Annotated in this window: 28 protein-coding genes; 16 read left to right on the plus strand and 12 right to left on the minus strand. The window is 31.2% G+C overall.

Annotation, left to right across the window (positions count from 1 at the left end; all coding sequences use genetic code 11):
- Positions 1–14: 14 nt before the first annotated feature.
- Genes glmS through WHD07_RS10225 form a run of 3 tightly spaced genes read right to left on the minus strand, consistent with a single transcriptional unit; the run spans position 15 to position 4,278 of the window.
- Positions 15–1,871 carry a glutamine--fructose-6-phosphate transaminase (isomerizing) gene (gene glmS, locus WHD07_RS10215; protein WP_343328302.1) on the minus strand — a complete coding sequence of 619 codons (1,857 nt, stop codon included), beginning with the start codon at positions 1,869–1,871 and terminating at the stop codon, positions 15–17.
- A 25-nt stretch (positions 1,872–1,896) separates the two neighbouring features.
- Positions 1,897–3,456, minus strand: coding sequence for a DUF4270 family protein (locus WHD07_RS10220; RefSeq protein WP_343328303.1), 1,560 nt, complete (start codon positions 3,454–3,456; stop codon positions 1,897–1,899).
- 12 nt (positions 3,457–3,468) lie between these two features.
- The gene (locus WHD07_RS10225) at positions 3,469–4,278 is read right to left on the minus strand and encodes a glycogen/starch synthase (RefSeq protein ID WP_105049877.1); all 810 of its coding nucleotides are present in this window, start codon (positions 4,276–4,278) and stop codon (positions 3,469–3,471) included.
- A gap of 97 nt (positions 4,279–4,375) precedes the next feature.
- On the opposite strand from WHD07_RS10225, the gene panC reads away from it, so the two are divergent.
- The 4 genes from panC (at position 4,376) to radA (ending at position 8,190) form a co-directional block, all read left to right on the plus strand.
- A complete protein-coding gene (panC, locus tag WHD07_RS10230; RefSeq protein WP_343328304.1) occupies positions 4,376–5,224 on the plus strand; it encodes a pantoate--beta-alanine ligase in 849 nt (282 codons plus the stop codon).
- Positions 5,225–5,252: 28 nt separating this feature from the next.
- Positions 5,253–5,603 carry an aspartate 1-decarboxylase gene (gene panD / locus WHD07_RS10235; protein WP_036825265.1) on the plus strand — a complete coding sequence of 117 codons (351 nt, stop codon included), beginning with the start codon at positions 5,253–5,255 and terminating at the stop codon, positions 5,601–5,603.
- Position 5,604: 1 nt separating this feature from the next.
- The gene (locus WHD07_RS10240; protein ID WP_343328305.1) at positions 5,605–6,549 is read left to right on the plus strand and encodes a lysylphosphatidylglycerol synthase transmembrane domain-containing protein; all 945 of its coding nucleotides are present in this window, start codon (positions 5,605–5,607) and stop codon (positions 6,547–6,549) included.
- A gap of 279 nt (positions 6,550–6,828) precedes the next feature.
- Positions 6,829–8,190 carry a DNA repair protein RadA gene (gene radA, locus WHD07_RS10245; RefSeq protein ID WP_343328306.1) on the plus strand — a complete coding sequence of 454 codons (1,362 nt, stop codon included), beginning with the start codon at positions 6,829–6,831 and terminating at the stop codon, positions 8,188–8,190.
- Here the strand turns inward: radA and WHD07_RS10250 are convergent.
- The 4 genes from WHD07_RS10250 to WHD07_RS18280 form a co-directional block, all read right to left on the minus strand.
- Entirely contained in the window at positions 8,187–8,567 is a 381-nt protein-coding gene (locus tag WHD07_RS10250; protein ID WP_343328307.1) for a VOC family protein, read from the minus strand. The genes radA and WHD07_RS10250 overlap by 4 nt on opposite strands.
- Before the next feature lie 6 nt (positions 8,568–8,573).
- On the minus strand, positions 8,574–9,578 hold the full coding sequence (locus WHD07_RS10255) for a sugar kinase (RefSeq protein ID WP_105049872.1): 1,005 nt from the start codon (positions 9,576–9,578) through the stop codon (positions 8,574–8,576).
- A 179-nt stretch (positions 9,579–9,757) separates the two neighbouring features.
- Complete coding sequence (locus tag WHD07_RS10260) at positions 9,758–10,504, minus strand: uroporphyrinogen-III synthase (RefSeq protein WP_343328308.1); 747 nt, start codon at positions 10,502–10,504, stop codon at positions 9,758–9,760.
- Positions 10,505–10,521: 17 nt separating this feature from the next.
- Positions 10,522–11,190: a DUF4271 domain-containing protein gene (locus WHD07_RS18280; protein WP_422897636.1), complete on the minus strand. Its 669-nt coding sequence runs from the start codon at positions 11,188–11,190 to the stop codon at positions 10,522–10,524.
- 55 nt (positions 11,191–11,245) lie between these two features.
- Between WHD07_RS18280 and WHD07_RS10265 the strand changes: the two genes are divergently transcribed.
- Genes WHD07_RS10265 through WHD07_RS10280 form a run of 4 tightly spaced genes read left to right on the plus strand, consistent with a single transcriptional unit; the run spans position 11,246 to position 14,217 of the window.
- Entirely contained in the window at positions 11,246–11,968 is a 723-nt protein-coding gene (locus tag WHD07_RS10265; RefSeq protein ID WP_105049869.1) for a polyprenol monophosphomannose synthase, read from the plus strand.
- 7 nt (positions 11,969–11,975) lie between these two features.
- The gene (locus WHD07_RS10270; RefSeq protein WP_343328309.1) at positions 11,976–12,437 is read left to right on the plus strand and encodes a GNAT family N-acetyltransferase; all 462 of its coding nucleotides are present in this window, start codon (positions 11,976–11,978) and stop codon (positions 12,435–12,437) included.
- 9 nt (positions 12,438–12,446) lie between these two features.
- Positions 12,447–13,787, plus strand: a complete 1,341-nt coding sequence (locus tag WHD07_RS10275) for a dihydroorotase (protein ID WP_343328310.1) — start codon at positions 12,447–12,449, stop codon at positions 13,785–13,787.
- A 1-nt stretch (position 13,788) separates the two neighbouring features.
- Positions 13,789–14,217 carry a DUF4296 domain-containing protein gene (locus tag WHD07_RS10280; RefSeq protein WP_343328311.1) on the plus strand — a complete coding sequence of 143 codons (429 nt, stop codon included), beginning with the start codon at positions 13,789–13,791 and terminating at the stop codon, positions 14,215–14,217.
- Here the strand turns inward: WHD07_RS10280 and WHD07_RS10285 are convergent.
- The gene (locus tag WHD07_RS10285) at positions 14,195–15,205 is read right to left on the minus strand and encodes an NAD-dependent epimerase/dehydratase family protein (RefSeq protein ID WP_343328312.1); all 1,011 of its coding nucleotides are present in this window, start codon (positions 15,203–15,205) and stop codon (positions 14,195–14,197) included. The two genes, WHD07_RS10280 and WHD07_RS10285, sit on opposite strands and share 23 nt — an antisense overlap.
- A gap of 185 nt (positions 15,206–15,390) precedes the next feature.
- Here WHD07_RS10285 and tyrS point away from each other — a divergent pair, with 185 nt between their 5' ends.
- Entirely contained in the window at positions 15,391–16,683 is a 1,293-nt protein-coding gene (gene tyrS / locus WHD07_RS10290; RefSeq protein ID WP_343328313.1) for a tyrosine--tRNA ligase, read from the plus strand.
- Between the two features lie 98 nt (positions 16,684–16,781).
- On the opposite strand, the gene WHD07_RS10295 is transcribed toward tyrS, so the two are convergent.
- From WHD07_RS10295 to WHD07_RS10310, 4 genes are all read right to left on the minus strand, one after another.
- The gene (locus WHD07_RS10295) at positions 16,782–17,222 is read right to left on the minus strand and encodes a YHS domain-containing (seleno)protein (protein WP_343328314.1); all 441 of its coding nucleotides are present in this window, start codon (positions 17,220–17,222) and stop codon (positions 16,782–16,784) included.
- Positions 17,222–17,680, minus strand: coding sequence for a YHS domain-containing (seleno)protein (locus WHD07_RS10300; RefSeq protein WP_343328315.1), 459 nt, complete (start codon positions 17,678–17,680; stop codon positions 17,222–17,224). Before WHD07_RS10300 ends, WHD07_RS10295 begins: the two co-directional genes overlap by 1 nt.
- Positions 17,681–17,751: 71 nt before the next feature.
- A complete protein-coding gene (locus WHD07_RS10305) occupies positions 17,752–18,531 on the minus strand; it encodes an alpha/beta hydrolase (RefSeq protein ID WP_343328316.1) in 780 nt (259 codons plus the stop codon).
- Between the two features lie 78 nt (positions 18,532–18,609).
- Complete coding sequence (locus WHD07_RS10310) at positions 18,610–19,212, minus strand: hypothetical protein (RefSeq protein WP_343328317.1); 603 nt, start codon at positions 19,210–19,212, stop codon at positions 18,610–18,612.
- A 130-nt stretch (positions 19,213–19,342) separates the two neighbouring features.
- On the opposite strand from WHD07_RS10310, the gene WHD07_RS10315 reads away from it, so the two are divergent.
- The 7 genes from WHD07_RS10315 (at position 19,343) to WHD07_RS10345 (ending at position 26,311) form a co-directional block, all read left to right on the plus strand.
- Positions 19,343–20,911: a serine hydrolase gene (locus WHD07_RS10315; RefSeq protein WP_343328318.1), complete on the plus strand. Its 1,569-nt coding sequence runs from the start codon at positions 19,343–19,345 to the stop codon at positions 20,909–20,911.
- A gap of 1 nt (position 20,912) precedes the next feature.
- Positions 20,913–22,193 carry a branched-chain amino acid transport system II carrier protein gene (gene brnQ / locus WHD07_RS10320; RefSeq protein ID WP_343328319.1) on the plus strand — a complete coding sequence of 427 codons (1,281 nt, stop codon included), beginning with the start codon at positions 20,913–20,915 and terminating at the stop codon, positions 22,191–22,193.
- The gene (locus WHD07_RS10325) at positions 22,186–23,439 is read left to right on the plus strand and encodes an AbiH family protein (RefSeq protein ID WP_343328320.1); all 1,254 of its coding nucleotides are present in this window, start codon (positions 22,186–22,188) and stop codon (positions 23,437–23,439) included. The genes brnQ and WHD07_RS10325 overlap by 8 nt, the downstream gene beginning before the upstream one ends.
- A 32-nt stretch (positions 23,440–23,471) precedes the next feature.
- The gene (locus WHD07_RS10330) at positions 23,472–24,311 is read left to right on the plus strand and encodes a helix-turn-helix domain-containing protein (protein WP_343328321.1); all 840 of its coding nucleotides are present in this window, start codon (positions 23,472–23,474) and stop codon (positions 24,309–24,311) included.
- A 459-nt stretch (positions 24,312–24,770) separates the two neighbouring features.
- Positions 24,771–25,085, plus strand: a complete 315-nt coding sequence (trxA, locus tag WHD07_RS10335) for a thioredoxin (protein ID WP_343328322.1) — start codon at positions 24,771–24,773, stop codon at positions 25,083–25,085.
- Positions 25,086–25,364: 279 nt separating this feature from the next.
- Entirely contained in the window at positions 25,365–25,913 is a 549-nt protein-coding gene (locus WHD07_RS10340; RefSeq protein ID WP_343328323.1) for a carboxymuconolactone decarboxylase family protein, read from the plus strand.
- A gap of 41 nt (positions 25,914–25,954) precedes the next feature.
- Entirely contained in the window at positions 25,955–26,311 is a 357-nt protein-coding gene (locus WHD07_RS10345) for a cupredoxin domain-containing protein (protein WP_343328324.1), read from the plus strand.
- The last annotated feature ends 40 nt before the right edge of the window (positions 26,312–26,351 follow it).

The raw sequence follows: 26,351 nt of genomic DNA on the forward strand, positions 1-26,351 counted from the left end.
TAAATTATCAAAAATTATTCCACCGTTACCGATTTTGCTAAATTTCGAGGTTGATCTACATTTTTTCCTAACATCACTGCAATATGATATGATAGTAACTGAAAAGGAATTGTTGTTAACAAAGGAGTTAACGCCTCTTCTGTTTCAGGAATTTCAATAACATGATCTGCTATTTCTCTAACCTGTACATCACCTTCTGTAACAATCGCAATAATTTTACCTGCTCTAGATTTTATTTCCTGAATATTACTAACCACTTTTTCGTAATGACCTTTATTAGTTGCAATTACAAAAATTGGCATATTTTCATCAATTAAAGCAATAGGCCCGTGCTTCATTTCTGCTGCAGGATACCCTTCTGCATGAATATAAGAAATTTCTTTTAATTTTAAAGCCCCTTCTAATGCTACCGGAAAATTAAAACCTCTACCTAAATACAAACAATTTTTTGCATCTTTATAAACAGCAGCTATTTCTTTAACTTTTTGATCAATTTTTAGAAGCGCTTCTACTTTTGCAGGAATTAATTGCATTTTTTGTAGATATACTCTAAAAACAGAGTCAGACATTATTCCTTTTGCTTTTGCAAGTTTTAATGAAATTAATGTAAGAACTGTTATTTGAGTGGTAAACGCTTTTGTAGAAGCTACACCGATCTCTGGACCAGCATGTGTATAAGCTCCTGCATGTGTTTCTCTAGCAATAGAAGATCCCACCACATTACAAATTCCAAAAACAAATGCTCCTTTAGACTTTGCTAATTTAATAGCAGCCAAGGTATCTGCGGTTTCTCCAGATTGAGATATTGCTATAACAATATCATTTGGAGTAATAATAGGGTTTCTGTATCTAAACTCAGAAGCGTACTCAACCTCAACAGGTATGCGCGCCATATCTTCTAATAAATACTCCCCTACCAAACCTGCATGCCAAGAAGTACCACAAGCAATAATGATAATTCTATTAGCATTTAAAAATTTATTTAAATTGTCATCAATACCAGACATTTTAATAAGCCCTTCATTTGGCAACATCCTACCTCTATAAGTATCTATAATAGCCTTTGGTTGTTCATGAATTTCTTTTAACATGAAATGATCATAACCACCTTTTTCTATTTGATCTAAGCTCATTTTTAGTTGCTGAATATTAGCATCAACCATCGTATCGTCCTTAATTTTACGGACTTTAATAGGTTTCCCTATCTTAACAATTGCCAACTCTTCATCTTCTAAATAAATAGCATCCTTAGTATACTCTATAAAAGGGGAAGCATCTGAAGCTACAAAAAATTCTTTATTATCTTTCCCTACACCAATAGCAATTGGGCTTCCTAAACGAGCAATTACTAACTCGTTTGGCTTTGTTTTATCAAAAACAGCTATAGCATAAGCTCCAATAACATTATTTAACGCTAATTGTACAGCCTTACCTAATTTACAGTTTTCTTGTTTTTTTACTTCTTCAATTAAATTAACAAGAACCTCTGTATCTGTGTCACTTTTAAAAGTATACCCCCTAGAAATTAATTCTTTTCTAAGAGAATCATAATTCTCTATAATTCCGTTATGAACAATTACCAAATCTCCAGATTGAGAAATATGTGGATGAGAATTAACATCATTAGGCACACCATGTGTAGCCCATCGGGTATGACCAATTCCTATATTTCCTTTTCTCCTTCCTAGCTCTTTACTTGTTATTTCTTCTAAATCAGATACTTTTCCTTTAGTTTTAGAAAGTTGTATTTCTTTACCATCATACATCATGACTCCAGCACTATCGTAACCACGATATTCTAGCCTTTTTAAGCCACTTATCACTATTGGGTAAGCTTCTCTAAAACCGATATAGCCAGTTATTCCACACATAACAATTATTTTTTTAGTTAGTTAGTTAGTTTTTCTTTTCTGAATATGAAATCTTAAACTCTACTCTTTTAGCTTCGTTTATAGCAGATTGATTTAAAAGGGTAACCGCCTTTGGATTCCAATTATAGTTCCTAAAAACAGTATCTGTAACCGTTTGTAAATCTGTTGAGTTAATTACTTTTAATCTTAATTTCGGAGAATAATCGGTTTCTTCACTTAAGATATCTGAAATATAATCTGTAATTCTAAAAGTGTACTTTTCTTTTTTACCATTACTATCTCTTTCTAATAAACCTCCAAAAATAGCAGCTCCTTCTGAGTAAACGTCTTTTATTTGACTATAAGTAGGGTTTATTTTTTCATCACTTTTATACAAAAACAATTGGTAAGGCACTGCTGTTGTATCTACATCTTGATTGATATAAAAAGTTAAAGAAGCATCATTTATCAGTAAATTTCTTGCTCTTAATTCTTCAATTTTATCTGCTATTCCATTTCCATCAGCATCTACTCCAAAAAGATCTATTACCGCTTCACTACCCGCTGCTCCTTGTACTACAATATTATCTGCAGGATAGGTTTTATCTTCCATCTTATAGATACTTGATCTTACGCCTGATAATAAGAAACTATCATTCTTGTAAATTGTATCCAGAACCTTATCACCAATAACCACCGTATTTGTATAATAAATTTCTAATGAAGGCTTAACTGTACCATTAAAGTTAAAAGAAATTAAAGAGCCTTCATCACCATTCGCTTCCAAAATAAGTCCTCTAAAATAATCATTAAATGCAGCCTGAGTGTCAAATTCTGATGACTCATATTTATCTAAAAATATTTTTTTAATTTCAGCTTCATTTAAAGGTATTGCTGCAAAAGGAAGAGGAAGTGTAGAAGTAGAATTTAAATAAGTTACCGTATCTTTTGTTGCCAACGCCCCAGTACTTAACCATCTTTTAACCACAATAGAATCTGTTAATGATGGCAAAAACTTAAAGTCTGCAGTAGTATTTAGTATACTCCCTGTTTTTTCAAAAACATCATTAGATTGATAACTATTAATTTTTGATGGATTATCAGGATCTAAAGTACTTAAATAAGTATTGGTTTGATAAACATTTAAATTAAATGCTTTAGATTGATTACCTATTATAGAATCTAACTCATATGCCGTAGCATCATCATTTAAAACTACTTGATATGGTAATTTTACAAAAACAGTATCTATTGTTGTAACAACAGTTGTATCAGAGACATAAACATTTGCATCATCAACCACCTGTAAACCCGAACTTAAAGCTAGTTGAGAAACAATAGATGCTTCTATTTTTTCGTAAGCATCACTTGCGTGTACTCCTAATAAATATTGTCCTGGTTCTAAAGATAAATTACCCGAAGATACACTTGTAACATCACTATTCTCAATAGTAACTTCATTAATGACTAAAGCGTCTGTATCAAATTTTGTATTGCTAACAATACTTGAACCAATATCTGTAAAATCTTTTTCGCAAGATACAACAGCTGTAAATACCAATATTAAAGCAACAACACATGCGCTTTTCTCTAAAAATTTCCTCACCCTATAATATAATTAATTGGCTGCAATTAAATCAGCATAAAAATTTAAATAACTTTCTTTTAAGTCTTCAGATTGATACTCTAAAACCGGAATTTCTTTCCCTTCTATAAAAGAAGTTAATTCCTCTGAAATTTCTTCACTACCATGTATAATTGCGTCAGAATTTTCTATGGCACTTTTTAATATATTAGTAAAATTTGGTGTTTTAATTGTTGCTATTTTATCATCACTTATACCATCAAATTTTACTTTATCTGCTAAAGTTTCATCTAAATTTCCTTCAAAAGGATTGTTGTATAAAGACGTAATAATTTTACTTTCTGTAAATAAAGGTTCTTCTTTATAAAATTCTTTTAAATAAAGAGGTAAAAGAGAGGCCATCCATCCATGAACATGAATAATATCTGGCGCCCAATTTAATTTTTTTACAGTCTCAATAACTCCCTTTGCAAAGAAAATTGCACGTTCATCATTGTCTTCAAACAATTCATCGTCTTCATCTGTAAAAACGGCTTTTCGTTTAAAATATTCTTCATTATCTATAAAATATACTTGCATTCTTTCTTTAGGAATAGAAGCAACTTTTATAATTAATGGCATATCCATATCATTAACAACCAGGTTCATACCCGATAAACGAATTACTTCGTGTAGCTGATGTCTGCGTTCGTTAATTACGCCATATCTTGGCATGAAAATTCTTGTTTGTACTCCTTTAGAATGTGCGTTTTTTGCAACATTAAAGGCTGTAGATGATAACTCTGTTTCTGGTAAGTACGGAACTACTTCGGATGAAACAAATAATATTCTCTTGTCCTTCATTAAATCAAACTCTTTTATAAGAAGCGCAAAAATACAAATTATTATGCTAATATCGTGTTAAATTGGTAAGTTTGCAGTCTTTACTTAATTTTTTAGGATGAAAATTTTTAATACCAAACAAGAAATAAAAGCGTATTTAACCTCTCTAAAAGAGAAAAACAAAACCATAGGTTTTGTACCTACAATGGGCGCATTACACCAAGGTCATTTATCTTTAATTACCAAAGCAAAGAAAAAAAACGACCTTGTTGTGGTTAGTATTTTTGTAAATCCTACGCAGTTTAACAACCAAGAAGATTTAGTTACCTACCCAAAAACAATAGAAAACGACACCAAATTACTAGAAAGTGTTTCTTGCGACGTATTGTTTTTTCCTTCTGTAGCAGAAATTTATGCAGAAAATATTACATCAGAAAATTTTGATTTTGATGGACTAGAACATCAAATGGAAGGTAAATTTAGAGAAGGGCACTTTAACGGAGTTGGCACCATTGTAAAAACACTTTTCGAGATTGTTACACCAGATAAAGCCTATTTTGGTCAAAAAGATTTTCAGCAATTGCAGATTATCAAAAAAATGGTCAAAAAAAATAACCTGCCCGTTAAAATTAAAGGCTGCCCAATTTTTAGAGAAGAAGACGGTTTAGCAATGAGTTCTAGAAACACAAGATTATCTTTAGAACATAGAGCAGCTGCACCTTTTATTTTTAAAACACTTAAAAAAGTACGTAAAAAATTTGGCACAGAAAATGCTACTAAAATAACCGAATGGGTAGAAAATCAATTTAAAAAACACCCTTTATTAAATTTAGAGTATTTTACAATTGCTGATGAAAAAACATTAGAAACCATAAAAAACAAAGAATCTAATAATAAATACCGCGCTTTTATTGCAGTATTTGCAGGAGAAATAAGATTGATAGACAACATTCAATTAAAAAAATAATAATCAAAAAAAACAGTATTTTTGCTGCATGTTAGTACAAGTTGTAAAATCAAAAATCCACCGTGTAAAAGTTACAGGTGCAGATTTAAATTATATAGGAAGCATCACCATAGATGAAGATTTAATGGATGCAGCCAATATTATTGAAGGCGAACGCGTTCAAATCGTAAACAATAATAATGGAGAGCGTTTAGAAACCTATGCTATTCCTGGACCTCGTGGAAGTGGAGAAATCACATTAAACGGAGCAGCCGCAAGAAAAGTTGCTGTAAATGATGTATTAATTCTTATCGTATACGGATTTATGGATTTTGAAGAAGCTAAAAACTTTAAACCATCCTTAGTATTTCCTAACGAAAAAGACAATACACTTACTTAGTTTGAATATTAAAAAAATCTTAAAAACCATACTACCTCTCGCTTTGGGAGGTTTTTTAGTATGGTATTCTCTCTCAGGTATTTCTCTAGAAACATTAGGCACCTACTTTAAAGAAGCCAATTACAGTTATATTTTTCTTGGGCTTTTCTTTGGTATTTTAAGTCATCTTTCTAGAGCCTACAGATGGAAGTTTATGTTAGAACCATTAGGTTTTAAACCTAAATTCACAAACAGTGTTTTGGCTGTTTTAGTTGGCTATTTAGTAAACCTAGCACTACCAAGAGCAGGCGAAATTTCTAGAGCAACCGTAATGGCAAATTACGAGAAAATTCCTTTCGAAAAAGGATTCGGAACCATTGTAGCAGAACGCATTGCAGATTTAATAATGATGCTTTCTATTGTTGCAATTACCCTTTTTGTTCAGTTCGATTTTATTTACGAACTCCTCACCAAAAACTTCGATCCTTCTAAAATAATTATTGGTTTAGTTATTCTAATCATTGGTTTCTTTGTTTTCACCTCGTTTGTAAAAAAAGCGACATCTGGCTTTTTATTAAAAATTAAAACCTTTGTTTCTGGTTTAATTGAAGGTGTTACAAGCATCTTTAAAATGAAAAACAAATGGGCTTTTATTTTTCATACCGTATTTATTTGGGTAATGTATGTAGCTATGTTTTGGGCAACAATACCTGCAATTAACGGCTTAGAAGTACCTTTTGGCGGAATTTTAATTGGCTTTATAGCTGGCGGATTTTCTATTGCAGCAACAAATGGCGGCATCGGTTTATACCCAATTGCGGTTGCCGGCGCATTGGCTTTATTTAATATTCCTACAGAACCTGCAACCGCTTTTGGTTGGATTATGTGGACCGCACAAACAGCAATGATTATCGTTTTTGGAGGTTTAGCCTTTTTATTTTTACCAATTTACAATAAAGATAAATAATATTTTGGGCGTTCCCTAAAGGTCGCGCTTTACGTTATATCTTTTTTGAGGTTTGTCATTGCGAGGAAAGTTTTTTTACTTTCTGCGGCAATCTTACTTTATAAAAACAGATTGCTTCGTTCCTCGCAATGACGCCTATCAACAAAAAAGGATGCCACTTCAATCGCTAACGCAACCGTTTGCCAACTTTTAGAGAAATTTATTTTTTTAGATTATTAAAAAGTATCACTCATAAACTTTGTAACTTTACTACTTTCAAACCTTAGAAACTCTTTTTAAATGGCTAAAACCAAAACAACTTTTTTCTGTCAGAATTGTGGAACTCAACATGCAAAATGGGTGGGACAATGTGGAGCCTGTAAAGAATGGAACACCATTGTAGAAGAAGTAATACAAAAAGAGGAAAAACGAGTTTGGAAACAATCTACAACCGCAAAACAAACCATAAACAAGCCATTAAAAGTTGCAGACATTCAGCTAAATCCAGAAGAAAGAATTGTAACCAATAATAACGAATTAGACACCGTTCTTGGTGGCGGATTGGTAAAAGGCTCGGTAACACTTTTAGGAGGAGAACCTGGTATTGGTAAATCTACTTTATTATTACAAGTTGCCTTAAACATCAGCCAAAAAGTATTGTATGTTTCTGGAGAAGAAAGTCAGTCTCAAATAAAAATGAGAGCAGAAAGGTTAGAAGCCAACAACTCTAACTGTTTAATTTTAACAGAAACCAATACTCAAAATATTTTTAAAAGCATAGAAGAGACCATGCCAGAAGTTTTGGTAATCGATTCTATACAAACACTACACACAAGCTCCATAGAAGCCTCTCCCGGAACTATTTCTCAAATAAGAGAAACTGCTGCAGAATTGATTAAATATGCCAAAGAAACCGCTACCCCGGTTTTATTAATCGGACACATCAATAAAGATGGAAACATTGCCGGACCCAAAATTTTAGAACACATGGTAGATGTTGTTTTACAATTTGAAGGAGACAGAAACCATACTTACAGAATATTACGAAGCCAAAAAAACAGATTCGGCTCAACATCAGAATTAGGAATTTACGAAATGCTTTCTAACGGATTAAGAGAAATCTCTAATCCGTCTGAAATATTAATTTCTAAGAAAGACGCAGATTTAAGCGGAACCGCAATTGCAAGCACTTTAGAAGGTATTAGACCTTTAATGATAGAAATACAAGCCCTGGTTTCTACCGCAGTTTACGGAACACCTCAACGCTCTACAACAGGTTATAATTTAAAAAGATTAAACATGATTTTAGCGGTTCTAGAAAAAAGAGCTGGTTTTAAATTAGGTGCAAAAGATGTCTTTTTAAATATCACCGGAGGCATAAATGTAGATGATCCGGCAATAGATTTAGCCGTTGTTGCTGCAATTTTATCTTCTAACCAAGATGTTGCCATTAACCCAAATGTTTGTTTTGCTGCAGAAGTTGGTTTGGCAGGAGAAATAAGACCTGTTTCTAAAATAGACCAAAGAATTACAGAAGCAGAAAAATTAGGTTACAAAACTTTAGTTGCTTCTAAATACAATAAGATTTCTTCTAAAAACCACGGAATAAGATTGGTTTTAGTTGGCAAAATAGAAGAAGCTTTTGCTACTTTGTTTGCTTAAACATCATTATTTACTTCTATCCAATACCCATTTGGGTCTTGAAAATAGATTTGCTTTTTGCTATCTTTTCTAATAAAAATTTCATTAGGAACATCATGCCAATCTGTATATTCAATATTTAAATTTTCTATTTTTTTTACAAATAAATCAAAGTCTAATGTAGACAAAGCAAAATGAACAGCTTTATTTGTTTTGATTTCAAAATTTGGACGAGGAATTAAATGCAACTGTTTGCCTTCGTTTAACGACAACCATCTCGTATTAGAATTTGATGCTTTATTTTCAATCTCTTTTAATTGAAATACCCTCTGATAAAAAGCTACAGAATCATTAACATCTTTTACAGAAAGTGCTATATGGTTTATAAAAAATGACATCTATTCTTATCTTTTTATTTTCCCTGAGGTATTACCACCCATTAAACTAGTTACATTTTCTACAGAAACCATATTTACATCGCCTTCTACCGTGTGTTTTAAGGCACAAGCAGCTGTTGCAAAATTTAAAGCGTCCATATCATTATCATAATGTAACAATCCGTAAATTAAACCAGACGCAAAAGCATCTCCTGTACCAACACGATCTATAACATGTGTAACATCTAATGTTTCTGCTTTTATAAACTTTTTACCAGTCCACATTTTACCTTGTATTTGCTGATGAGAAGCACTGATAGATTTTCTAGTTTTCCCTACAACTTTATCTATTCTTGGAAATTTCTCCATTAATAATTTAGCAGATCCACTAAATCCGCCTCCCAACTCTCCAAGACCAAAGATTTCATGAATACCTCGATTACTAGAAATTACAATGTCTGTGTTTTTTACTAATTCTGGCATTACTTCTTGCATGGTTTTACCGTATTTCCACATATTTTTACGAGAATTGATATCGCCAGAAACCTTAATTCCCATTTTATTGGCAGTTTTAATAGCTTCTAAACAACACATAGCTGCACCTTCTGAAATGGCTGGTGTAATCCCTGTCCAATGAAACCAATCCGCACCTTCTAGCACTTCTTCCCAATTAACCATTTCTGGTTTTATTAAAGAAAAAGCAGAACCTTCTCTTTCATAAATTACTTCACTGGGTCTATGTACAGCGCCTTTTTCTAGAAAATATTTACCTAACATATCATCGCCATAAATAACATTTGCTGTACCTAACCAATGTTTTCGCAAAAATTGAGTTGCCGCTTTACCTAATGCATTATCCGGAAAACGGGTAACGTGTGCTGCTTTCATTCCTAAATAACCACAAGAAATTGCCACATTAGCTTCACCACCTCCATACACCAAGTCGAAAGAGGTTGCTTGAGAAAATTTAGAATATCCTGGAGGGGATAAACGCATCATTACTTCACCAAATGTTATCAATTTTTTAGTCATGCTACTCTATTTTTATTTGTTAAGATATTCTCATTGAAGGTATTTAAAAAATACGAAACCCACAATAATATTAAGAGTAAAAATCTCACGATAAAAAATATTATAAATCAAAAAAACCGAACATTTCTGTTCGGTTTTTATCTATTTTATAGAGTATTCTAAATTAGTTTTAGAATATTTTATTTCTTATTTACTGCTTTAATATACTTATCTAAAGCCATTGTCATAGAAGGTGTTTCTGGTGACGGTGCTTCTATATCACACTTAAAACCAGCTTCTGTTACTGCTTTTACAGTAGAATTACCAAAAGCAGCAATTCTAGTATTGTTTTGTTTAAAATCTGGAAAATTTTGTAATAATGATTCTATACCTGATGGACTAAAAAACACCAATACATCATAAAAAACATCTTCTAGATCAGACAAATCACTAACAACAGTTCTATATAAATCTAAACGTTTCCAGTTTATACCTAATTTATCTAATTCTTCTGGAATTAAAGGTTTTAACTTATCTGAACTTGGTAATAAAAATTTTTCAGTTTTATGCTTCTTAATTAATTTTGTTAAATCTAGAAACGATCTAGTACCTACATAAATTTTACGTTTTCTATACACTACGTATTTCTGCAAGTAATAAGCCACGGCTTCTGACTGACAAAAATATTTCATTGAATCTGGCACTTTAAAGCGCATTTCTTCTGCAATTCTAAAAAAATGATCTACAGCATTTCTACTAGTTAATATAATAGCTGTAAACTTATTTAAGTCTACTTTTTCTCCTCTTACTTCTTTAACAGAGATTCCTTCTACATGAATAAAAGGTCTAAAATCTATCTTAACTTTTTGTTTATCAGACAAGTCAAAATAAGGTGATGTTTCTGTCTTTGGTTCTGGTTGTGATACTAAAATCGTTTTCACTTTCATATGCTTTCATTTTGTAGTTAAAACAGCAATTTAAACAGTATAAATAGCGGTGCTATTTCGAAGGCGCAAAGGTACAAAATAAAATAAAACAACTCGCTAAAAATCAGCTTTTTATTACGAACCCCATGAAATATAAAACGAATTGAAAATAATACTCCAGAAAAATAAACTAAAAATTGCGTGTTTAATGGTGAATACTCCTCTAAAACCAAGGCTATAAGCAGCAAAAAAGAAACAGCGTACAAATAAATAGACTTAGAAACTAAAAAAAAATCTAGCTTTTTATGAATCAAAAACAAAGAAGAAAGTAGAAACTCTAACAACCTTTTTACAACAAAATAAGAGAAAACAACTCCACAAATTTTTAAAAAAACATAAAAACCTTCAGGAGAGTAAGGAGTGAAATGTAGATAAATTTTATAAATTAACAGCGAAAGTACGAATACAGAAAATATAAAAATCACGCTTTTAAATGAGTTAAAAAACGACGAATTTTCTTCAATTTCAGTTTCAAGAAAAGTTGGGTTTATTAAAGAATAAACACTACCTCTTAACCTTACAACGCTTATACCTCTTAAAAGAAAAACGCAGGCAAATAAACCTACCAACAATATGGTAATCCAACTATTATCAACGACTGCTCTGTCTAATGCTTGCACCTTTTTCTGTTTTGGTAAGATTAACACAAAATTAGTAATTAAATAATGTATATTTGCCTACTTACCACATGAAATTTTATTTATGTCAGACGCGTTAGTCATTATACCTACTTATAACGAAAAAGAAAACATAGAAGTTATCATTAGAACCACTTTTAATCAAAAAAAAGAATTTCATATTTTGGTTGTGGATGATAATTCTCCTGACGGAACTTCACAAATTGTAGAAAACTTAATTTTAGAATTTCCAAATAGACTATTTTTAGAAAAAAGGTTAGGTAAAAATGGGTTAGGCACTGCTTATATTCATGGTTTTAAATGGGCGCTAGCAAAAAACTACGACTATATTATTGAAATGGATGCCGATTTTTCTCATAACCCAAAAGATTTGGTTCGTCTTTACAATGCTTGTAAAAAAGAAGGAGGTGATGTTGCTGTAGGTTCTAGATATGTAAACAACCAAGTAAACGTAGTAAACTGGGATATGAAAAGATTACTTCTTTCTTATTTTGCTTCAAAATATGTTCGTTTTATTACAAGAATTCCACTTTTTGACACTACCGCTGGTTTTGTTTGTTGGAACAAAAAAGTACTAAAAACCATACAGTTAGATAAAATTAAATTTGTAGGATATGCTTTTCAAATAGAAATGAAATTTAAAGCATGGAAACATGGTTTTAACATAAAAGAAGTCTCTGTTATTTTTACAGACAGAACCTTAGGAACCTCTAAAATGAGTGGTAATATTGTTTATGAGGCTTTGTTTGGTGTAATAAAAATGAAGTTAAAAGGATTGCCTAAATAGAAATAACATGAATAAATTTTCTATAAGAACGGCTAACCTAAACGATTTAGAAACTTTATTAGAATTTGAGCAAGGAGTTATAAAAGCAGAAAGACCTTTAGACCCTTTTTTAGGTGATGGTAAATTGTTTTACTACAATATTCCCGAATTAATTACCAATAAAAACATTCATTTAATTGTTGCCGTTTCTAACAACCAATTAGTTGCTTCTGGTTACTTAAGGATAGAAAATTCTAAACATTATCATAAAAATCCAAAACATGGGTATATTGGTTTTATATTTGTAAAACCATCTTTTAGAGGAAACAGAATTAGTAAATTAATTTTAGAAGCTCTAAAAAATTGGGCTAAAGAAAAAGATTTAAAAGAATTAAGATTAGATGTTTATAGCAACAATTCTGACGCTATAAAATCTTACGAACGCTTTGGTTTTACAAAGGGTTTAGTAAATATGAAAATGGATATTTAAGAAGAAAACATGGCAAAATCAACTTTAATAAAAAACGCAAGAATTGTAAATGAAAACAACACTTTTTTAGGTGATGTTTTAATTGAAAACGAATTGATAAAAGAAATTTCATCAAACATAAAAGCAACAGAAAATGTTGAAGTTGTTGATGCTGATGGTAAATACTTAATTCCTGGTTTTATTGATGATCAAGTACACTTTAGAGAACCTGGTTTAACACACAAAGCTAATATTGCCACAGAAAGTAGAGCTGCTGTTGCTGGCGGAATTACTACTTTTATTGAAATGCCAAACACCGTACCACAAGCTACGACTCAAGATTTATTAGAAGATAAATTTACAATTGCAGCCAACGATTCTTATGCCAACTATTCTTTTATGTTTGGTGGTACCAATGATAATTTAGAAGAATTATTAAAAACAGATCCTAAAAAAGTAGCCGGAATTAAATTGTTTCTAGGCTCTTCTACAGGAAATATGTTGGTTGATAATGAAGAAATTCTAGAGAAAATTTTCTCATCAACAAAAATGATTATTTCTGTACATTGTGAAGATGAAGCTACCATCAGAAAAAACACGCAAGAGTTTATAGATAAATACGGAGATGACATTCCTGTAAAATACCACCCAATTATTAGAAGTGAAGAAGCTTGTTATTTATCATCTTCTAAAGCAATTGAACTGGCAAAGAAAACGGGCGCTAGATTGCATATTTTTCATTTATCTACAGCCAAAGAAACTGAGCTTTTTAGAAATGACATTCCTTTAGAAGAAAAGCAGATTACTGCAGAAGTTTGTATTCATCATTTATGGTTTTCTGACAAAGATTATGATGAAAAAGGAACGCACATAAAATGGAATCCTGCTGTAAAAACAGAAAAAGACAGATTAGGTTTATGGGAAGCCCTTTTAGATGATAGAATAGATGTTTTAGCAACAGATCATGCTCCTCATACTTTAGAAGAAAAAGACAATGTATACACAAAAGCACCAAGTGGTGGACCTTTAGTGCAACATGCTGTAACTGCCGTTTTAGAAAAAGTTAAAGAAGGCGTAATTTCAATTGAAAAAGCGGTTGAAAAAATGAGTCATAATCCTGCAAAATTATTTCAAATTGAAAAACGTGGCTTTATAAAAGAAGGCTATTTTGCCGATATCGTTTTAATTGATACCAACAAGTCGCAAACTGTTTCTAAAGACAATATTTTATACAAATGCGGTTGGTCTCCTTTTGAAGGCACCACATTTTCATCAACCATAACCCATACATTTGTTAATGGAAATTTAATCTACAACGAGGGGAAATTTAATGATAATATTAAAGGAAAACGCCTTACTTTTAATCGCTAATATGAAAAAATTAAGCTATTTACTTGTTGTTCTTTTTTTAGCTTCTTGTACCAGTAACACTATTTTTAAGAAACCAGAAGACCTGATTCCTAGAGATACAATGACGTTATTGATTCAAGACATGATGATTGCTTCTTCAGCTAAATTTGTGAAGAACAATAACGATCAAAAGAAAATTAATTACATGGCATTTGTATACGATAAGTATAAAATAGACAGTCTACGTTTTCAAAACAGTAATTTCTATTACACTTCTAAAATAGATTTATATGAAGAAATGCTGCAAGATGTTCAAAATAACTTAGATCAAAAAAAAGAATTCTACAGTAAAATACAAACTGTAAAAGACTCTATTAGAAAAGATTCTATTAAAAAAGCAGCCGTTAATTTACGAAAATCAGATTCTATTAAAAACTCTGAAAACGAGTAAAATTATTGCAAACTCTTTTTATAACATCTTCTATTTTTTCAAACTGAAAAGATAAACTCTTTTCTACTTTTTCTGATGAATATTTAGAGACTGAATGAGCACTTCTTGCAGAGTATTTACTTAATAAAGGTTCTTTTCTAGTAATTAAAGACAAAAACCAAGAAAACCTCCAAAAAACACCCGTTTGCCAAGGTTTTATGTTTTTTGTGGGTTCTTTTTTACCAAAATACCGAGCAATAGAACAAAGGATTTCTTTAAATGATTTATTTTCTGACACCAAAATAAAACGCTCATTTTTAATACTAGAATTCATTAATTGAATCATCACCTCAACGACATCTTTTACGCCAACAAAACCAGTAACTCCTTTTGTGTAATATTTGAAACCATTATAGACTTGAGAAAATAATTTACCCGAACCCGCTGTAAAAAAACCACTTCCTAAAATAACACCAGGATTAACAATAACCACATCTACTCCTTCTTGGCTTGCACGCCAAATTTCCATTTCTGCACCAAACTTTGTTATCGAATATCCACTATTATCTTCTTCCGGATTCCATTCATTTTCTTCGGTAATCAAACTTCTGTTTAAAGAATTCCCTACAGAAGCAATAGAACCTACAAAACAAATCTTACTCACTTTTGCATCAATAGCAAGATTTACAATAATGGCAGTTCCATGAATATTTACTTTTCGCATTTCTCGATAATCTCTCGGATTAAAAGAAATAAACGCAGCACAATGATACACTTTATCAACATCTACAAAAGCAGGAATCATAGCAGGTACCTCTGTAATATCAGCTTTAAACCATTCTATTTTAGAAACCAGCGTTACATCATCAGAATACAAAGAAAAAACTTTCTTTACGGCTTCTATTTTTTCTTCAGTTCGATAAATAGCACGTACTTTTTCATCATTTTTAACTAAATGATACAATAAATGCGCGCCTACTAAACCTGTTCCTCCGGTAACTAAAATCATAGGGCGAATTTATGATTTTTTCATTGATAAGTTTATCTTTGCACAATGAAAATAGCAAATAATTAATTGCTAAACATGTCAAATTCAGCTTGTCGAAATTGATGATTTACAGTATCAATACAAAAAAAACTTCGACAAGCTCAGTTTGACATTCGTATTTTGAATTGAATTAATTTAGATTTATAATGACAAATTTTGTTGAAGAATTACGCTGGCGTGGATTATTGCATGATATTATGCCAGATACAGAAGACTATTTATTAAAAAATAAAACTGCAGGTTATATTGGTTTCGACCCAACTGCAGACTCTCTACATATTGGTAGTTTGGTACAGATTTTCATTTTGAAACACTTTCAAAATGCGGGCCATAACCCTATTGCATTAATTGGTGGTGCTACAGGTATGGTTGGTGATCCTTCTGGAAAATCTGCAGAACGTAATTTGTTAGACGAAGCTACTTTAGCAAAAAATATTGCTGGAGTGAGAGAAAATTTAGAACGTTTTTTAGATTTTGATGCTACCGCAGAAAACAAAGCAGAACTGGTTAACAATTACGATTGGATGAAAGATATTTCATTAATCGATTTTGTAAGAGATACTGGTAAACACATCACTGTAAACTACATGATGGCAAAAGATTCTGTAAAAAAACGCTTGAGTTCTGAATCTTCTGTTGGAATGAGTTTTACAGAATTTACCTACCAATTATTTCAAGGATACGATTTTTATCACTTATACACAGAGAAAAATTGTAAACTACAAATGGGTGGTTCTGACCAATGGGGTAACATTACCACAGGTACAGAATTAATCCGTAGAAAAGCGCAAGGAAAAGCCTATGCAATTACTGTTCCTTTAGTTACAAAAGCAGACGGAACAAAATTTGGTAAGACAGAAGGAGGTAACGTTTGGTTAAATGCAGACAGAACTTCTCCTTACAAATATTACCAATATTGGTTAAATTCTTCGGATGAAGATGCAGAAAACTTTATTAAAAAGTTTACATTTTTAGACAAGGAAACCATAGAAAACTTAATTGCAGAACATACAGAAAACCCGCATTTACGTTTATTACAAAAGAAACTAGGAGAAGAAGTAACTATTTTAACACACGGAAAAGAAGCGTATGAAAATGCCCTAAAAGCTTCTAATATTTTATTCGGAAAATCTACAGCTTCCGATTTAAAATCTTTAGATGAACAAACTTTTTTAGATGTTTTTGAAGGTGTGCCACAAGCAACTGTTGCTACCGTTGATGTAGAAGAAGGCTTAGATATGATTGGTGCTTTAGCCGCAAAAACAAACTTCTTAAAATCTAACGGAGATGCTAGAAGAGCTTTAAAAGAAAACGCAATTTCTGTAAATAAAGAAAAAGTAAAAGAGGATTATTCTATTACTAAAGAAGACTTAATTGCCAATAAATATGTGTTATTACAACGTGGTAAAAAAACATATTATTTATTAAAAGCAGAGTAACATCTACTTTATAAAACAAGAAAAGAGCTGAATGTTAATTCAGCTCTTTTTTTTCATCTACATTCACAAATCTCCCCCAAGACTGCTTCCAACGATTACTATTTAATTATTTTTAGCCAGTTTTTATCTGCTTTTTCTTTAAGTTTCTCTGCTCCTTCTTCTTGCCATAACTCTAACGTATTTATTCCCCAAGAATTGTAAAATAAATATAATTTACCTCCTCTAATTTCAAACGTTTCCGGATCTATAGACACTTTTTCTGCCTTTACACCAATTGCATAAGCACAATAACCACCGTAGGCAGGTATGTATTTTTTGGGTTCTTTTTTAAACGTTTCTAAATGTTCTTTTGATGAAAACTTAAACTGCACACCATCGTATGTTGTTCTAAATTTTTCAGCTCCCTTTTCAGCTTTATTACCAAAATAAGAAACTACATCGTACCCTTCGGCAACAAAGCCTTTTTTAGTATTATAATCATGCTTTTGTCCGAATGCCGTAAATGATATCAGTAAAAAAAATAGTCCAAATTTTTTCATTATTTATTTTTTTTATGCTTTAAAACCTCCCAATTTTCATCTCCTTTAATTTGTAACTTTTTTGTATTTCCTTCTTTCCAATCATCTAACTTGTTTCCAAAGAAAGAGCTGTAAAATAAGTATAGCTTACCATCTCTAATCTCATAAGCTTCTGCATCTATGTACATTTTTGTATTTTTTTCAGCAACAGCATACGCACAATACCCTCCATACTGAGGCACGTACTTTTTAGGATTTTCTGTAAACATTTTTAAATGTTTCTCTGAAGAAAATCTAAATTTAGCACCGTCATAATTTGTTTGAAATTTATTTTTTCCTTCTACAGGTTTTTTATCTACAAAATAAGAAACCACATCGTACCCTTCGGCAACAAAGCCTTTTTTAGTATTATAATCTATCTGTTGTGCCGATAAAGTTGTTGAAATTCCTAAAAATAAGAATAATAAAAAATGCTTCATTCTATTAAATTTTATTGATAGTCGAATAAATACTCAACACATTACAGTAAATAATAAGATAACCGTTAAGTTTAACAGTTTTTAAGAAAATATTTTAAAGTAATAATCAATTCTTGCGTGTTTTCAATATGACTCATGTGTCCGTCAGGAAAAACCACCAACTCCGCATTAATTTTTTTAGCTTCTACTTTAGATATTTCTAAATCTAAAACAGGGTCTTTTGCCCCCATAATAATCATTTTTTTAAATTGACTATCTGCTAAAAAAGCATTCATATTCTCACGTAATTTCATACCTTCTTGCGCTGCAATATACCCTTGTAACGAAGTTTGTAATGCTGCTGTTTTTACAGCTTCTATTTCTTCTTTAAATTTTGATAAATTTTCTTGATTAAATAAATTTGACACGGACATTTTAACCATGTTTTCAAAATTATTTTGCACCAATTTATTTGCCCTTGTTCTTATTTTTTTTCGTTCTTCAGAATCTTCATTAGAAGTTGAATTTAACAAACACAATCCCTTTATTTTAGTAGGATTTATTTTGGCAATCGCTAAAGAAATATAACCTCCTAAAGAATGGCCAACCAAAATAAATTTTCTAATTTTCAAGTGCTTTAAAACCGCTTCTACAGTTTCAGAAAACAACTCCATAGCATGTACATAACCTAAACAATCAGACTTTCCGTGACCTAGTAAATCAATTGTAATTACTCTGTTTCTTTTGGTTAATTCAGGAGTAATTTTATCCCACATCGTGGCATTTTCTAAAAAACCATGAATTAGAACTACGGCAGTTCCTTTTCCTGAATCAGTATAAGAAATCATAGCTTTTTTATAATCTAAAATCATCGTCAATAAATTCGAAATTATTTAACCCTAACAGGGTTTTGAAACCCTGTTAGGGCTACTTAACAAAACCATATTATTCTAAATGTTTGACCATTTTTCTATAATAATACTATCAATTTTTTGTTGGTGCGAATCTATAAAATTTTCTTTTGTATCAAATTGATAAATTACTTTATCTTTTTCAATCGCAGAATTTTTATCTGAAATTATAGAAAAGTAGGAACTCCAAGGGTAATCAGTCAATTTTTTAACAAAATCATGCTGAATAGGATTATTATGAATATATAAAATCAAATTCTTTAGATAGGTTTCATCTTTTAATTCTATTCTTCGAAATGGTTTTTCTAGCAAAGAACCATGCCGTTTATTTTGCTTATTAATAGCTTGTACATAGGCATTAAAAAAATGAGAAAATTGTTGGGATGGTTTTTTAGCTGCTTTTTCTGTATCAATAGAAAAGTAAGCACAAATTTCTGATTCACTTCTAATTTTTACTAATAAATGAAAATGATTTTTTAACAAGCACCAAGCAAAGGTTTCCGCAACAGGAAAAATATATTTTTTATATAATTTTAAAAAATAGCGATAGTTTTCATCAGAATAAAACAAATCTTCACCATTAATTCCTCTATTATAAATATGATAAAAATAATCTAACTTAATGGTTTCTAATTCGCGCATGTTTTATTTTTATTCACACTAGCCCTAAAAGGAGTTTAAACCCCTTTTAGGGCTCCTATAATATTTATAAAATATCATCTTTAAAGATATGAAAAATATGTATATTTCAAGGATAAAAATTACCTCAATAATGTACAACTTTAAACACGCAAGTATCTCCATTTTAGTACTATTAATAACCTCTTTTACAACCATTAATAGCAACGCACAAATACCAGAAAAAAATCTCGATAACTTAATTGAAAAAACCTTAAAAACCTTTGATGTACCGGGTATTTCTGTCGGAATTTTAAAAGACGGAAAAATAGTGTACGCAAAAGGACACGGAGTTCGTTCTTTAACTAATAAAAAAGACATGAATGAGAATACCTTAGTTGGTATTGCATCTAATAGTAAAGGTTTTACTTGTTTTGCTTTAGCAATGATGGTAGATGCTGGGAAATTAAATTGGGACGATAAAGTTAGAAAACACATTCCGGAATTTCAATTATATGATGCTTGGGTAACAGAACAATTTACCGTGAGAGATTTGGTAACACACAGAAGCGGAATGGGTTTAGGTGCAGGAGATTTAATGTTTTTCCCAGAAGGAAATGATTTTCATGTTGCTGATGTAATTAACAACGTAAAATACTTAAAACCAGAAACGTCTTTTAGAAGCAAATTTGCATACAATAACAATATGTTTATTATTGCTGGTGAAGTTTTAAAACGTGTAAGTGGTCTTTCTTGGGAAGAATTTATTGAAACTAAAATTATGAAACCTGTTGGCATGAACAACAGTAAAGCATCTTACAATAGAGTTACAAATAGAACAAATATAATTGATGCACACACAAGAGCAGAAGGAAAAGTAATACAAATTCCGCACGATTGGAGCGAAACTGCAAATCCTGCTGGCGGAATTATGAGTAACGTAAACGACATGCTTACCTGGGCACAATTTTTAATGAATGATGCTGTTACAAAAAACGGAACACGTTTGTTAAGCGAAACTCAATTTCACGAACTTTGGCAATTACAAACACCTTTAAAGGTTAGAAAAAATGATACTTATAACTCTAATTTTAGAGGTTATGGTTTAGGATGGTTTTTAACCGATGTAAAAGGCGGGCACAAACAAGTATATCATACAGGTGGTTTATTAGGTACGGTAACTCAGTTTACGATGATTCCAGATTTAGATTTGGCAATTATTGTTTTAACCAATCAAATGAATGGAGGCGCTTTTAATACCGTTACAAACACAATTAAAGATGCTTATTTAGGTTATAACGATAGAAACTGGTTAAACAAATTAGGCACAAACAACACCAAGTATTTAAAATATAACGATAGTTTAAAAACAGCTATTTACAGCAAAGTAGAACTAGCTAAAAAAGACCTAAGCTTGCCTAAACCAAGTCAAATTGTTGGTACTTACAAAGACAATTGGTTTGGAAATATTATAATTTCTAATGACGGAACTTCTTACACTATAAAATGTGAACGTTCTTCTAAATTAGTGGGACAATTATTACCTTACAACCAAACTACCTACGTTGCAAAATGGAACAACAGAAGTTTTGATGCAGATGTTTTTGTAAACTTTACTTTTGATGAAAAAGGAAATGCAACAAATGCAACCATGAAACCTATTGCACCTATAACCGATTTTAGTTTCGATTTTGGTGATTTACATCTTAAAAAAGCAAACTAAATTGAATAAGACAAAAGAAATTTGGATTGCAGGTTTTGCATTATTTTCACTCTTTTTTGGAGCAGGAAATTTAATTTTACCAACATCTTTAGGCGTAAAAGCAGGACCCGATTGGTGGGTTGTTATTTTAGGTTTTGTAATAACAGCTATTGCTATTCCTATTTTGGCAATTTTTGCACATGCAAGATTACAAGGAACTTTGTATGATTTTGGTAAAAAAGTTTCTCCGTTATTTAGCACCATTTATTGTTTTTTAATTTACATCATTGCCATAGCAATTCCGTCCCCAAGAACGGCTGCGGTAACACACGAAATAGCAATTCAGCCCTTTTTTGAGTCTTCTGCATTGGTTACAAGTGTAATTTACTTTGTTTTGGTCTTTTTATTTGCCGTTAATCGCTCTAAAATAATTAGTTTAATTGGTCAGTTTTTAACGCCCATTATTGTACTAATTCTATTAATAATTATTGCAATTGCTAGCTTTACTTCACCTGGCACCATAAATCCTGCAGTATTTAAACATCCTTTTGTAGACGGAATCTTAGAAGGTTACCAAACTTTTGATGCCATTGCCGGTGTTATTCTTGGGGCAGTAATTGTAATCTCTTTACACTTGCGCGGGCATACCACTTTTGATGCAAAAAAAGAACTTGTTACCAAAGCAGGAATCATTGCGGGAGCAGGTTTGCTATTAATTTACGGAGGCTTAATTTTTAGCGGGGCTTTATTCTCATCAACTTTTGCTGAAAATGCAACAAGAATTGAAATTTTATCTGGATTAAGCACACTAACTTTAGGGCATTTAGGAAGCACTTTTTTAAGTGTTTTAGTTGCTTTAGCTTGTTTTACTACAGCAATTGGAGTTATTACAGGAACCGCAGATTATGTAAGAGGAATCTGCAATAATTCTAACACAGCTTATACAATTACCGCTGCTGTTTCTGCAGTTATAGGTATTATTGTTGGTAGTAACGATGTTGGTTTTATTATTGATGTTGCTGTACCTGCTTTAATGTTTGTATACCCTATAACAATTGTATTAATTCTACTAAATGTAGTCCCAGAAAAATATGCTTCTAAATTGGTTTTTAGAGGTGTAGTAATTATCACTTTTATTTTTAGTATTCCAGATTTTTTAGGGTTTATCATTCCTAGAGAAAACTTAACCGGAATTAAAAGCATCATCCCTTTTGCCGAACATAGTTTGGGTTGGGTATTGCCTGCTTTGTTGGTTTTTATTTTCACTAACTTAGTGATGAAAAAGAAAACTGCAAATGAATAAACTAATACTCGTTGGAAATGGCTTTGATTTAGCTCATGGTCTACCAACTTCTTACAAGCATTTTATAGATGATATTTGGAAAAATTTAGCCAATAATCATTCAGATCCTGAATTAAGTAAGATTTTTGAATTAGGAGATGATTTAGTTAGATTCCTATTAAAGAAGAATATAGAAAACTTCAACGATTTTGACACTTTAATGAATACGTCTGTTTCAAGAGATATTTCTTATAAACGTGATACATTATTTGCCGAAAATAAATTTCTTAGAAGAGTTTTGTTAAAAGTTAAAAATGATTTTTTCATCTTAATTAACAGCAAAAACTACATTGAAAACTGGGTTGATATTGAAAATGAATATTATTTACAATTAAAAAAAATTGTTAACCTTCCAAAACTTCAAATCACTAAAAGTGAAGAAGATCATTTGATAGAAAAAAAAGAAAAGGTAGAAAAACTAAATAAAGAATTCGAAGAAGTTAAAAATCTTTTAATCAAATATTTAAAAGAAAAAGTTCTTCTAAAGTTTAATATTGAGAAAATTACAACAAAAGAAGCGTTTTTAGAAATGTATAAAATTTTTAAACCAAACTCTTCTTTAAATGATAATAAATGGGATACTCGGGAATTTTCCACCTTCTCAGACTCAGAACATATTTCAAAGATTTACAAAGATGAAAAAGTAAATAATAAAATTCATTGTTACTCTTATATTGTAAACTTTAATTACACTGACAGTTCTCATCTTTATTTTCTAGAAACATATGATGGGACTATGGAAAACGGTAATATCAATAGTATTCATGGTGAAATAGATTCAGAAAATTTTAAACCAGTTTTCGGATTTGGAGATGAAATGGATGAAGATTATCAACTGATAGAAAATATAGATGATAATAAATATTTAGAATTCTTTAAATCGTTTCAATATTTTCAAAATAATAATTATGACCAGCTTTTAAGTACAATTGATAGTGAAAAATTTCAAGTTATCATTTTAGGACACTCTTGTGGTTTATCAGACAGGGTCATGTTAAACACTATTTTTGAACATAAAAATTGTCGTTCTATAAAAATATATTATCATCAAAAAGAAGATGGTTCTGATAATTATTTAGATATAGTAAAAAATATTTCTCGTCATTTTAAAGACAAACCTTCAATGAGAAGGAAAATAGTTAGTAAAGAATATTCTTCTCCTTTACCCCAAAATGTTCGTTTTAAAAAAATTGAAAAGAAACAATAAACTTTACGACCAACCAACCATAAAACCAATATATGGCAGTACAAGACATTGTAAAATATTCCTTTAAAGAAACCTTTTCTGTAAGTACGGTTCAGTTTGAAAAAGCGTGTACCATAGATCATTCTGTGCAACAAAACGCCTATTCTATTTATTGGATTCAAGAAGGAAGTGGAACTTATAATATCGATTTTGAAAGCTATACGTTTAACGACAATGTGTTGTTCTTTTTATCACCCGGACAAGTATTTACAGTAGATTCCGAACAAATAAAAACAGCCTACAAACTTACCTTTGTAAGAGACTTTTATTGCATACAAACCCACGATACAGAAGTAGCTTGCAACGGAATTCTATTCAACAATATATATGAAACACCCTTTGTAAAACCCTGCGAAAAAGACACCAAAAAACTCAACTTTATTTTAGAGAGTCTTATAGAAGAGTTTCAACAAAACGAAACTGCACAGTACGATATGTTGCAATCTTATTTAAAGCAATTTATTATTTCTTCGGTTCGTGTAAAAAAGGAAAACCATGTAATTAAAGAAGACACCGAAACCCGTCTTTTTAAAGATTTTAGTTTGTTGGTAGAACAGAATTTTAAAACCATGCACTCGGTAACAGACTACGCAAACAGATTGGGACTTTCGCCAAAATCTATTAGCAAACATTTTCAGAAGTTGGGTGCAAAAACACCATCAGACTTTATTAAAAACCGCATTTTGTTAGAAGCAAAACGTCAATTAATTTACACAGATAAAACGGTAAAAGAAATTGCCTTTGAGCTTGGTTTTAACGATCCTGCTTATTTTACACGCTTTTTTACAAAGGCCATTTTAAAATCGCCTTTGCAATTTAAAAAGGAATATTAGCCGGCTATTTATTTCCCTTAGCTTCATAAAACACAAAGTAACAAGGTTTGTATTTTTTTATCCAGCTTTGTCATTTCGACCCTTTTGAGAGAAATCTCATAAAGTTTGGTTGGTGTTGTGGTATCACTGTTATGAGATTTCTCCTATTGTCGAAATGACAAGTTTGTGGTTTATTGTTTTAGCTTCACTCAACATTTTTTATTTTTCTTGGGCGTGCCCTTATCAGGTCAGGCTTTCGCAACTCGCTTTTTAAAGTTTTATCAAACTTTAAAAGAGCTCAAACAACTTGCTCTATCCTTCACGCGTGCATTTTTACCAAGATTTTTGCCTTGTCCAAACAGTAAGAACTTTTGTCCATTTTTAAACCTCTATCTCGGTTGCATCTTTGCAGTGTGTAACAATAACAACACAACAACAAGATATAAATCCTGCTTTAGCAGCAATTAAAAATAAGAAAAAATGGAAATTCAATTAGAACAAACAGACTTTAACAATGTTATAGAAAACAACAGCAATGTATTATTAGATTTTTATGCAGACTGGTGTGGCCCTTGTCAGACTTTATTGCCAACCATCAACAAATTAGCAGACGAGTTACAAGACAACATTACCATTAAAAAAGTAAATGTTGATGAATATCCAGAAGTAGCAGCAAAGTTTAATATTAGAAACATACCAACATTAATTTTCTTTAAAGACGGAGCACCTGCAGACAGACATACGGGTTTAATTACAGAAAGCAGTTTAAGAAGTAAAATAGACAACTTAAAATAAGCACTGCAATCATCAAAAAAAAGACAACTTTTTAACGAGTCCAAATCAAAGGAACTTTTGTCCAATTTTTGAAGTCACTATCGGTTGCATCTTTGCAGAGTCAATTAATAACAACAACAAAACAACAATTATGAAAACTATAGAAAACACACAATGCCCAAATTGTTGGGGATACCAAACCTACGACGATCAAAACCCAGAACAACAACTTTGCAAATGCGAAGCTTAATATAAAAGCAACACAAAACAGTAATAATAAAACATTTTAAAAATAAAATTATGAGCACATTTAACGTACCAACAAAAAACGAAGTATCATCAAATAACCAAGCAATTTTTACACAGTTAGAAAAAGGATTAGGTTTTGTACCTAACTTATACGCAGCATTTGCACACAGTGAAACTGCATTAGGTAACTTTTTAGCAATAGGAAACGGAAAAACTAGTTTTTCTGCCAAAGAAAAAGAAGTAATAAACCTAGCGGTAAGTCAAGTAAACAATTGTGTGTATTGTTTATCTGCACACACAGCCATTGGTAAAATGAATGGTTTTACAGAAGAGCAAATCTTAGAACTAAGAGCAGGTGAAGCTTCTTTTGACTCAAAATTAGATGCTTTAGCAAAATTTTCTAGAAGTGTATCTTTAAACAGAGGAGCTGCAACACCAGAAGCAGTAGAAAACTTATACGCAGCAGGATATACCAAAGGAAACTTGGCAGATGCAATTATCTTAATAGGAGAAATTACCATTACCAACTACTTTCATAAAACAACAGATGTTGCCGTAGATTTCCCTGTAGCACAAGCATTAGAAGTAGCAACAATTTAATAAACAATCAATTTTTTAATCCATAATAATACACAACAATCATGAAAAAAGTAATCGCAATTTTAGTAGTAGTTTTAGGTTTTGCATTTAATACAAACGCACAAGAAGCAAAAACAGTTTCTTTAGAACAAACAAAAGGTGAGTTTACTCAGAAACAACTTACATTATCTGAAGGAACTTATATTTTTGAAGTAGCAAACAACAACGTTGGTCATAATGTAGGTTTTGTTTTAGCTCCTAAAGCAGATGTAAAAGCGCACATTAAAAACGCGTATGTAACTGCACAAGTAAAAAACAACACAAAAGAAACTTCTAAAGAAGTAACACTTACAAAAGGAGAATATGTTTATTTCTGTCCTTTAAACCCAACACCACAATATACGTTAATAGTAGAATAATTTCTTTATTCAAATAGTGATTGGCGAACAGAAATGTTCG

The sequence above is a fragment of the Polaribacter staleyi genome (assembly GCF_038024045.1).
GTDB classification, from domain to species: Bacteria; Bacteroidota; Bacteroidia; order Flavobacteriales; family Flavobacteriaceae; genus Polaribacter; species Polaribacter butkevichii.

What these genes read in the sequence shown, in the direction of transcription:
- WHD07_RS10345 (WP_343328324.1), top strand. Translation starts at nt 25,955, where the DNA reads ATGAAAAAAGTAATCGCAATTTTAGTAGTAGTTTTAGGTTTTGCATTT.
- WHD07_RS10325 (WP_343328320.1), top strand. Translation starts at nt 22,186, where the DNA reads ATGAATAAACTAATACTCGTTGGAAATGGCTTTGATTTAGCTCATGGT.
- WHD07_RS10265 (WP_105049869.1), top strand. Translation starts at nt 11,246, where the DNA reads ATGTCAGACGCGTTAGTCATTATACCTACTTATAACGAAAAAGAAAAC.
- radA (WP_343328306.1), top strand. Translation starts at nt 6,829, where the DNA reads ATGGCTAAAACCAAAACAACTTTTTTCTGTCAGAATTGTGGAACTCAA.
- WHD07_RS10315 (WP_343328318.1), top strand. Translation starts at nt 19,343, where the DNA reads ATGTACAACTTTAAACACGCAAGTATCTCCATTTTAGTACTATTAATA.
- WHD07_RS10270 (WP_343328309.1), top strand. Translation starts at nt 11,976, where the DNA reads ATGAATAAATTTTCTATAAGAACGGCTAACCTAAACGATTTAGAAACT.
- WHD07_RS10310 (WP_343328317.1), bottom strand. Translation starts at nt 19,212, where the DNA reads ATGCGCGAATTAGAAACCATTAAGTTAGATTATTTTTATCATATTTAT.
- WHD07_RS10340 (WP_343328323.1), top strand. Translation starts at nt 25,365, where the DNA reads ATGAGCACATTTAACGTACCAACAAAAAACGAAGTATCATCAAATAAC.
- WHD07_RS10260 (WP_343328308.1), bottom strand. Translation starts at nt 10,504, where the DNA reads ATGAAAGTGAAAACGATTTTAGTATCACAACCAGAACCAAAGACAGAA.
- WHD07_RS10250 (WP_343328307.1), bottom strand. Translation starts at nt 8,567, where the DNA reads ATGTCATTTTTTATAAACCATATAGCACTTTCTGTAAAAGATGTTAAT.
- glmS (WP_343328302.1), bottom strand. Translation starts at nt 1,871, where the DNA reads ATGTGTGGAATAACTGGCTATATCGGTTTTAGAGAAGCTTACCCAATA.
- WHD07_RS10295 (WP_343328314.1), bottom strand. Translation starts at nt 17,222, where the DNA reads ATGAAAAAATTTGGACTATTTTTTTTACTGATATCATTTACGGCATTC.
- WHD07_RS10255 (WP_105049872.1), bottom strand. Translation starts at nt 9,578, where the DNA reads ATGACTAAAAAATTGATAACATTTGGTGAAGTAATGATGCGTTTATCC.
- tyrS (WP_343328313.1), top strand. Translation starts at nt 15,391, where the DNA reads ATGACAAATTTTGTTGAAGAATTACGCTGGCGTGGATTATTGCATGAT.
- panD (WP_036825265.1), top strand. Translation starts at nt 5,253, where the DNA reads ATGTTAGTACAAGTTGTAAAATCAAAAATCCACCGTGTAAAAGTTACA.
- WHD07_RS10225 (WP_105049877.1), bottom strand. Translation starts at nt 4,278, where the DNA reads ATGAAGGACAAGAGAATATTATTTGTTTCATCCGAAGTAGTTCCGTAC.
- WHD07_RS10280 (WP_343328311.1), top strand. Translation starts at nt 13,789, where the DNA reads ATGAAAAAATTAAGCTATTTACTTGTTGTTCTTTTTTTAGCTTCTTGT.
- trxA (WP_343328322.1), top strand. Translation starts at nt 24,771, where the DNA reads ATGGAAATTCAATTAGAACAAACAGACTTTAACAATGTTATAGAAAAC.
- WHD07_RS10275 (WP_343328310.1), top strand. Translation starts at nt 12,447, where the DNA reads ATGGCAAAATCAACTTTAATAAAAAACGCAAGAATTGTAAATGAAAAC.
- WHD07_RS10300 (WP_343328315.1), bottom strand. Translation starts at nt 17,680, where the DNA reads ATGAAGCATTTTTTATTATTCTTATTTTTAGGAATTTCAACAACTTTA.
- panC (WP_343328304.1), top strand. Translation starts at nt 4,376, where the DNA reads ATGAAAATTTTTAATACCAAACAAGAAATAAAAGCGTATTTAACCTCT.
- WHD07_RS10330 (WP_343328321.1), top strand. Translation starts at nt 23,472, where the DNA reads ATGGCAGTACAAGACATTGTAAAATATTCCTTTAAAGAAACCTTTTCT.
- WHD07_RS10285 (WP_343328312.1), bottom strand. Translation starts at nt 15,205, where the DNA reads ATGATTTTAGTTACCGGAGGAACAGGTTTAGTAGGCGCGCATTTATTG.
- WHD07_RS10305 (WP_343328316.1), bottom strand. Translation starts at nt 18,531, where the DNA reads ATGATTTTAGATTATAAAAAAGCTATGATTTCTTATACTGATTCAGGA.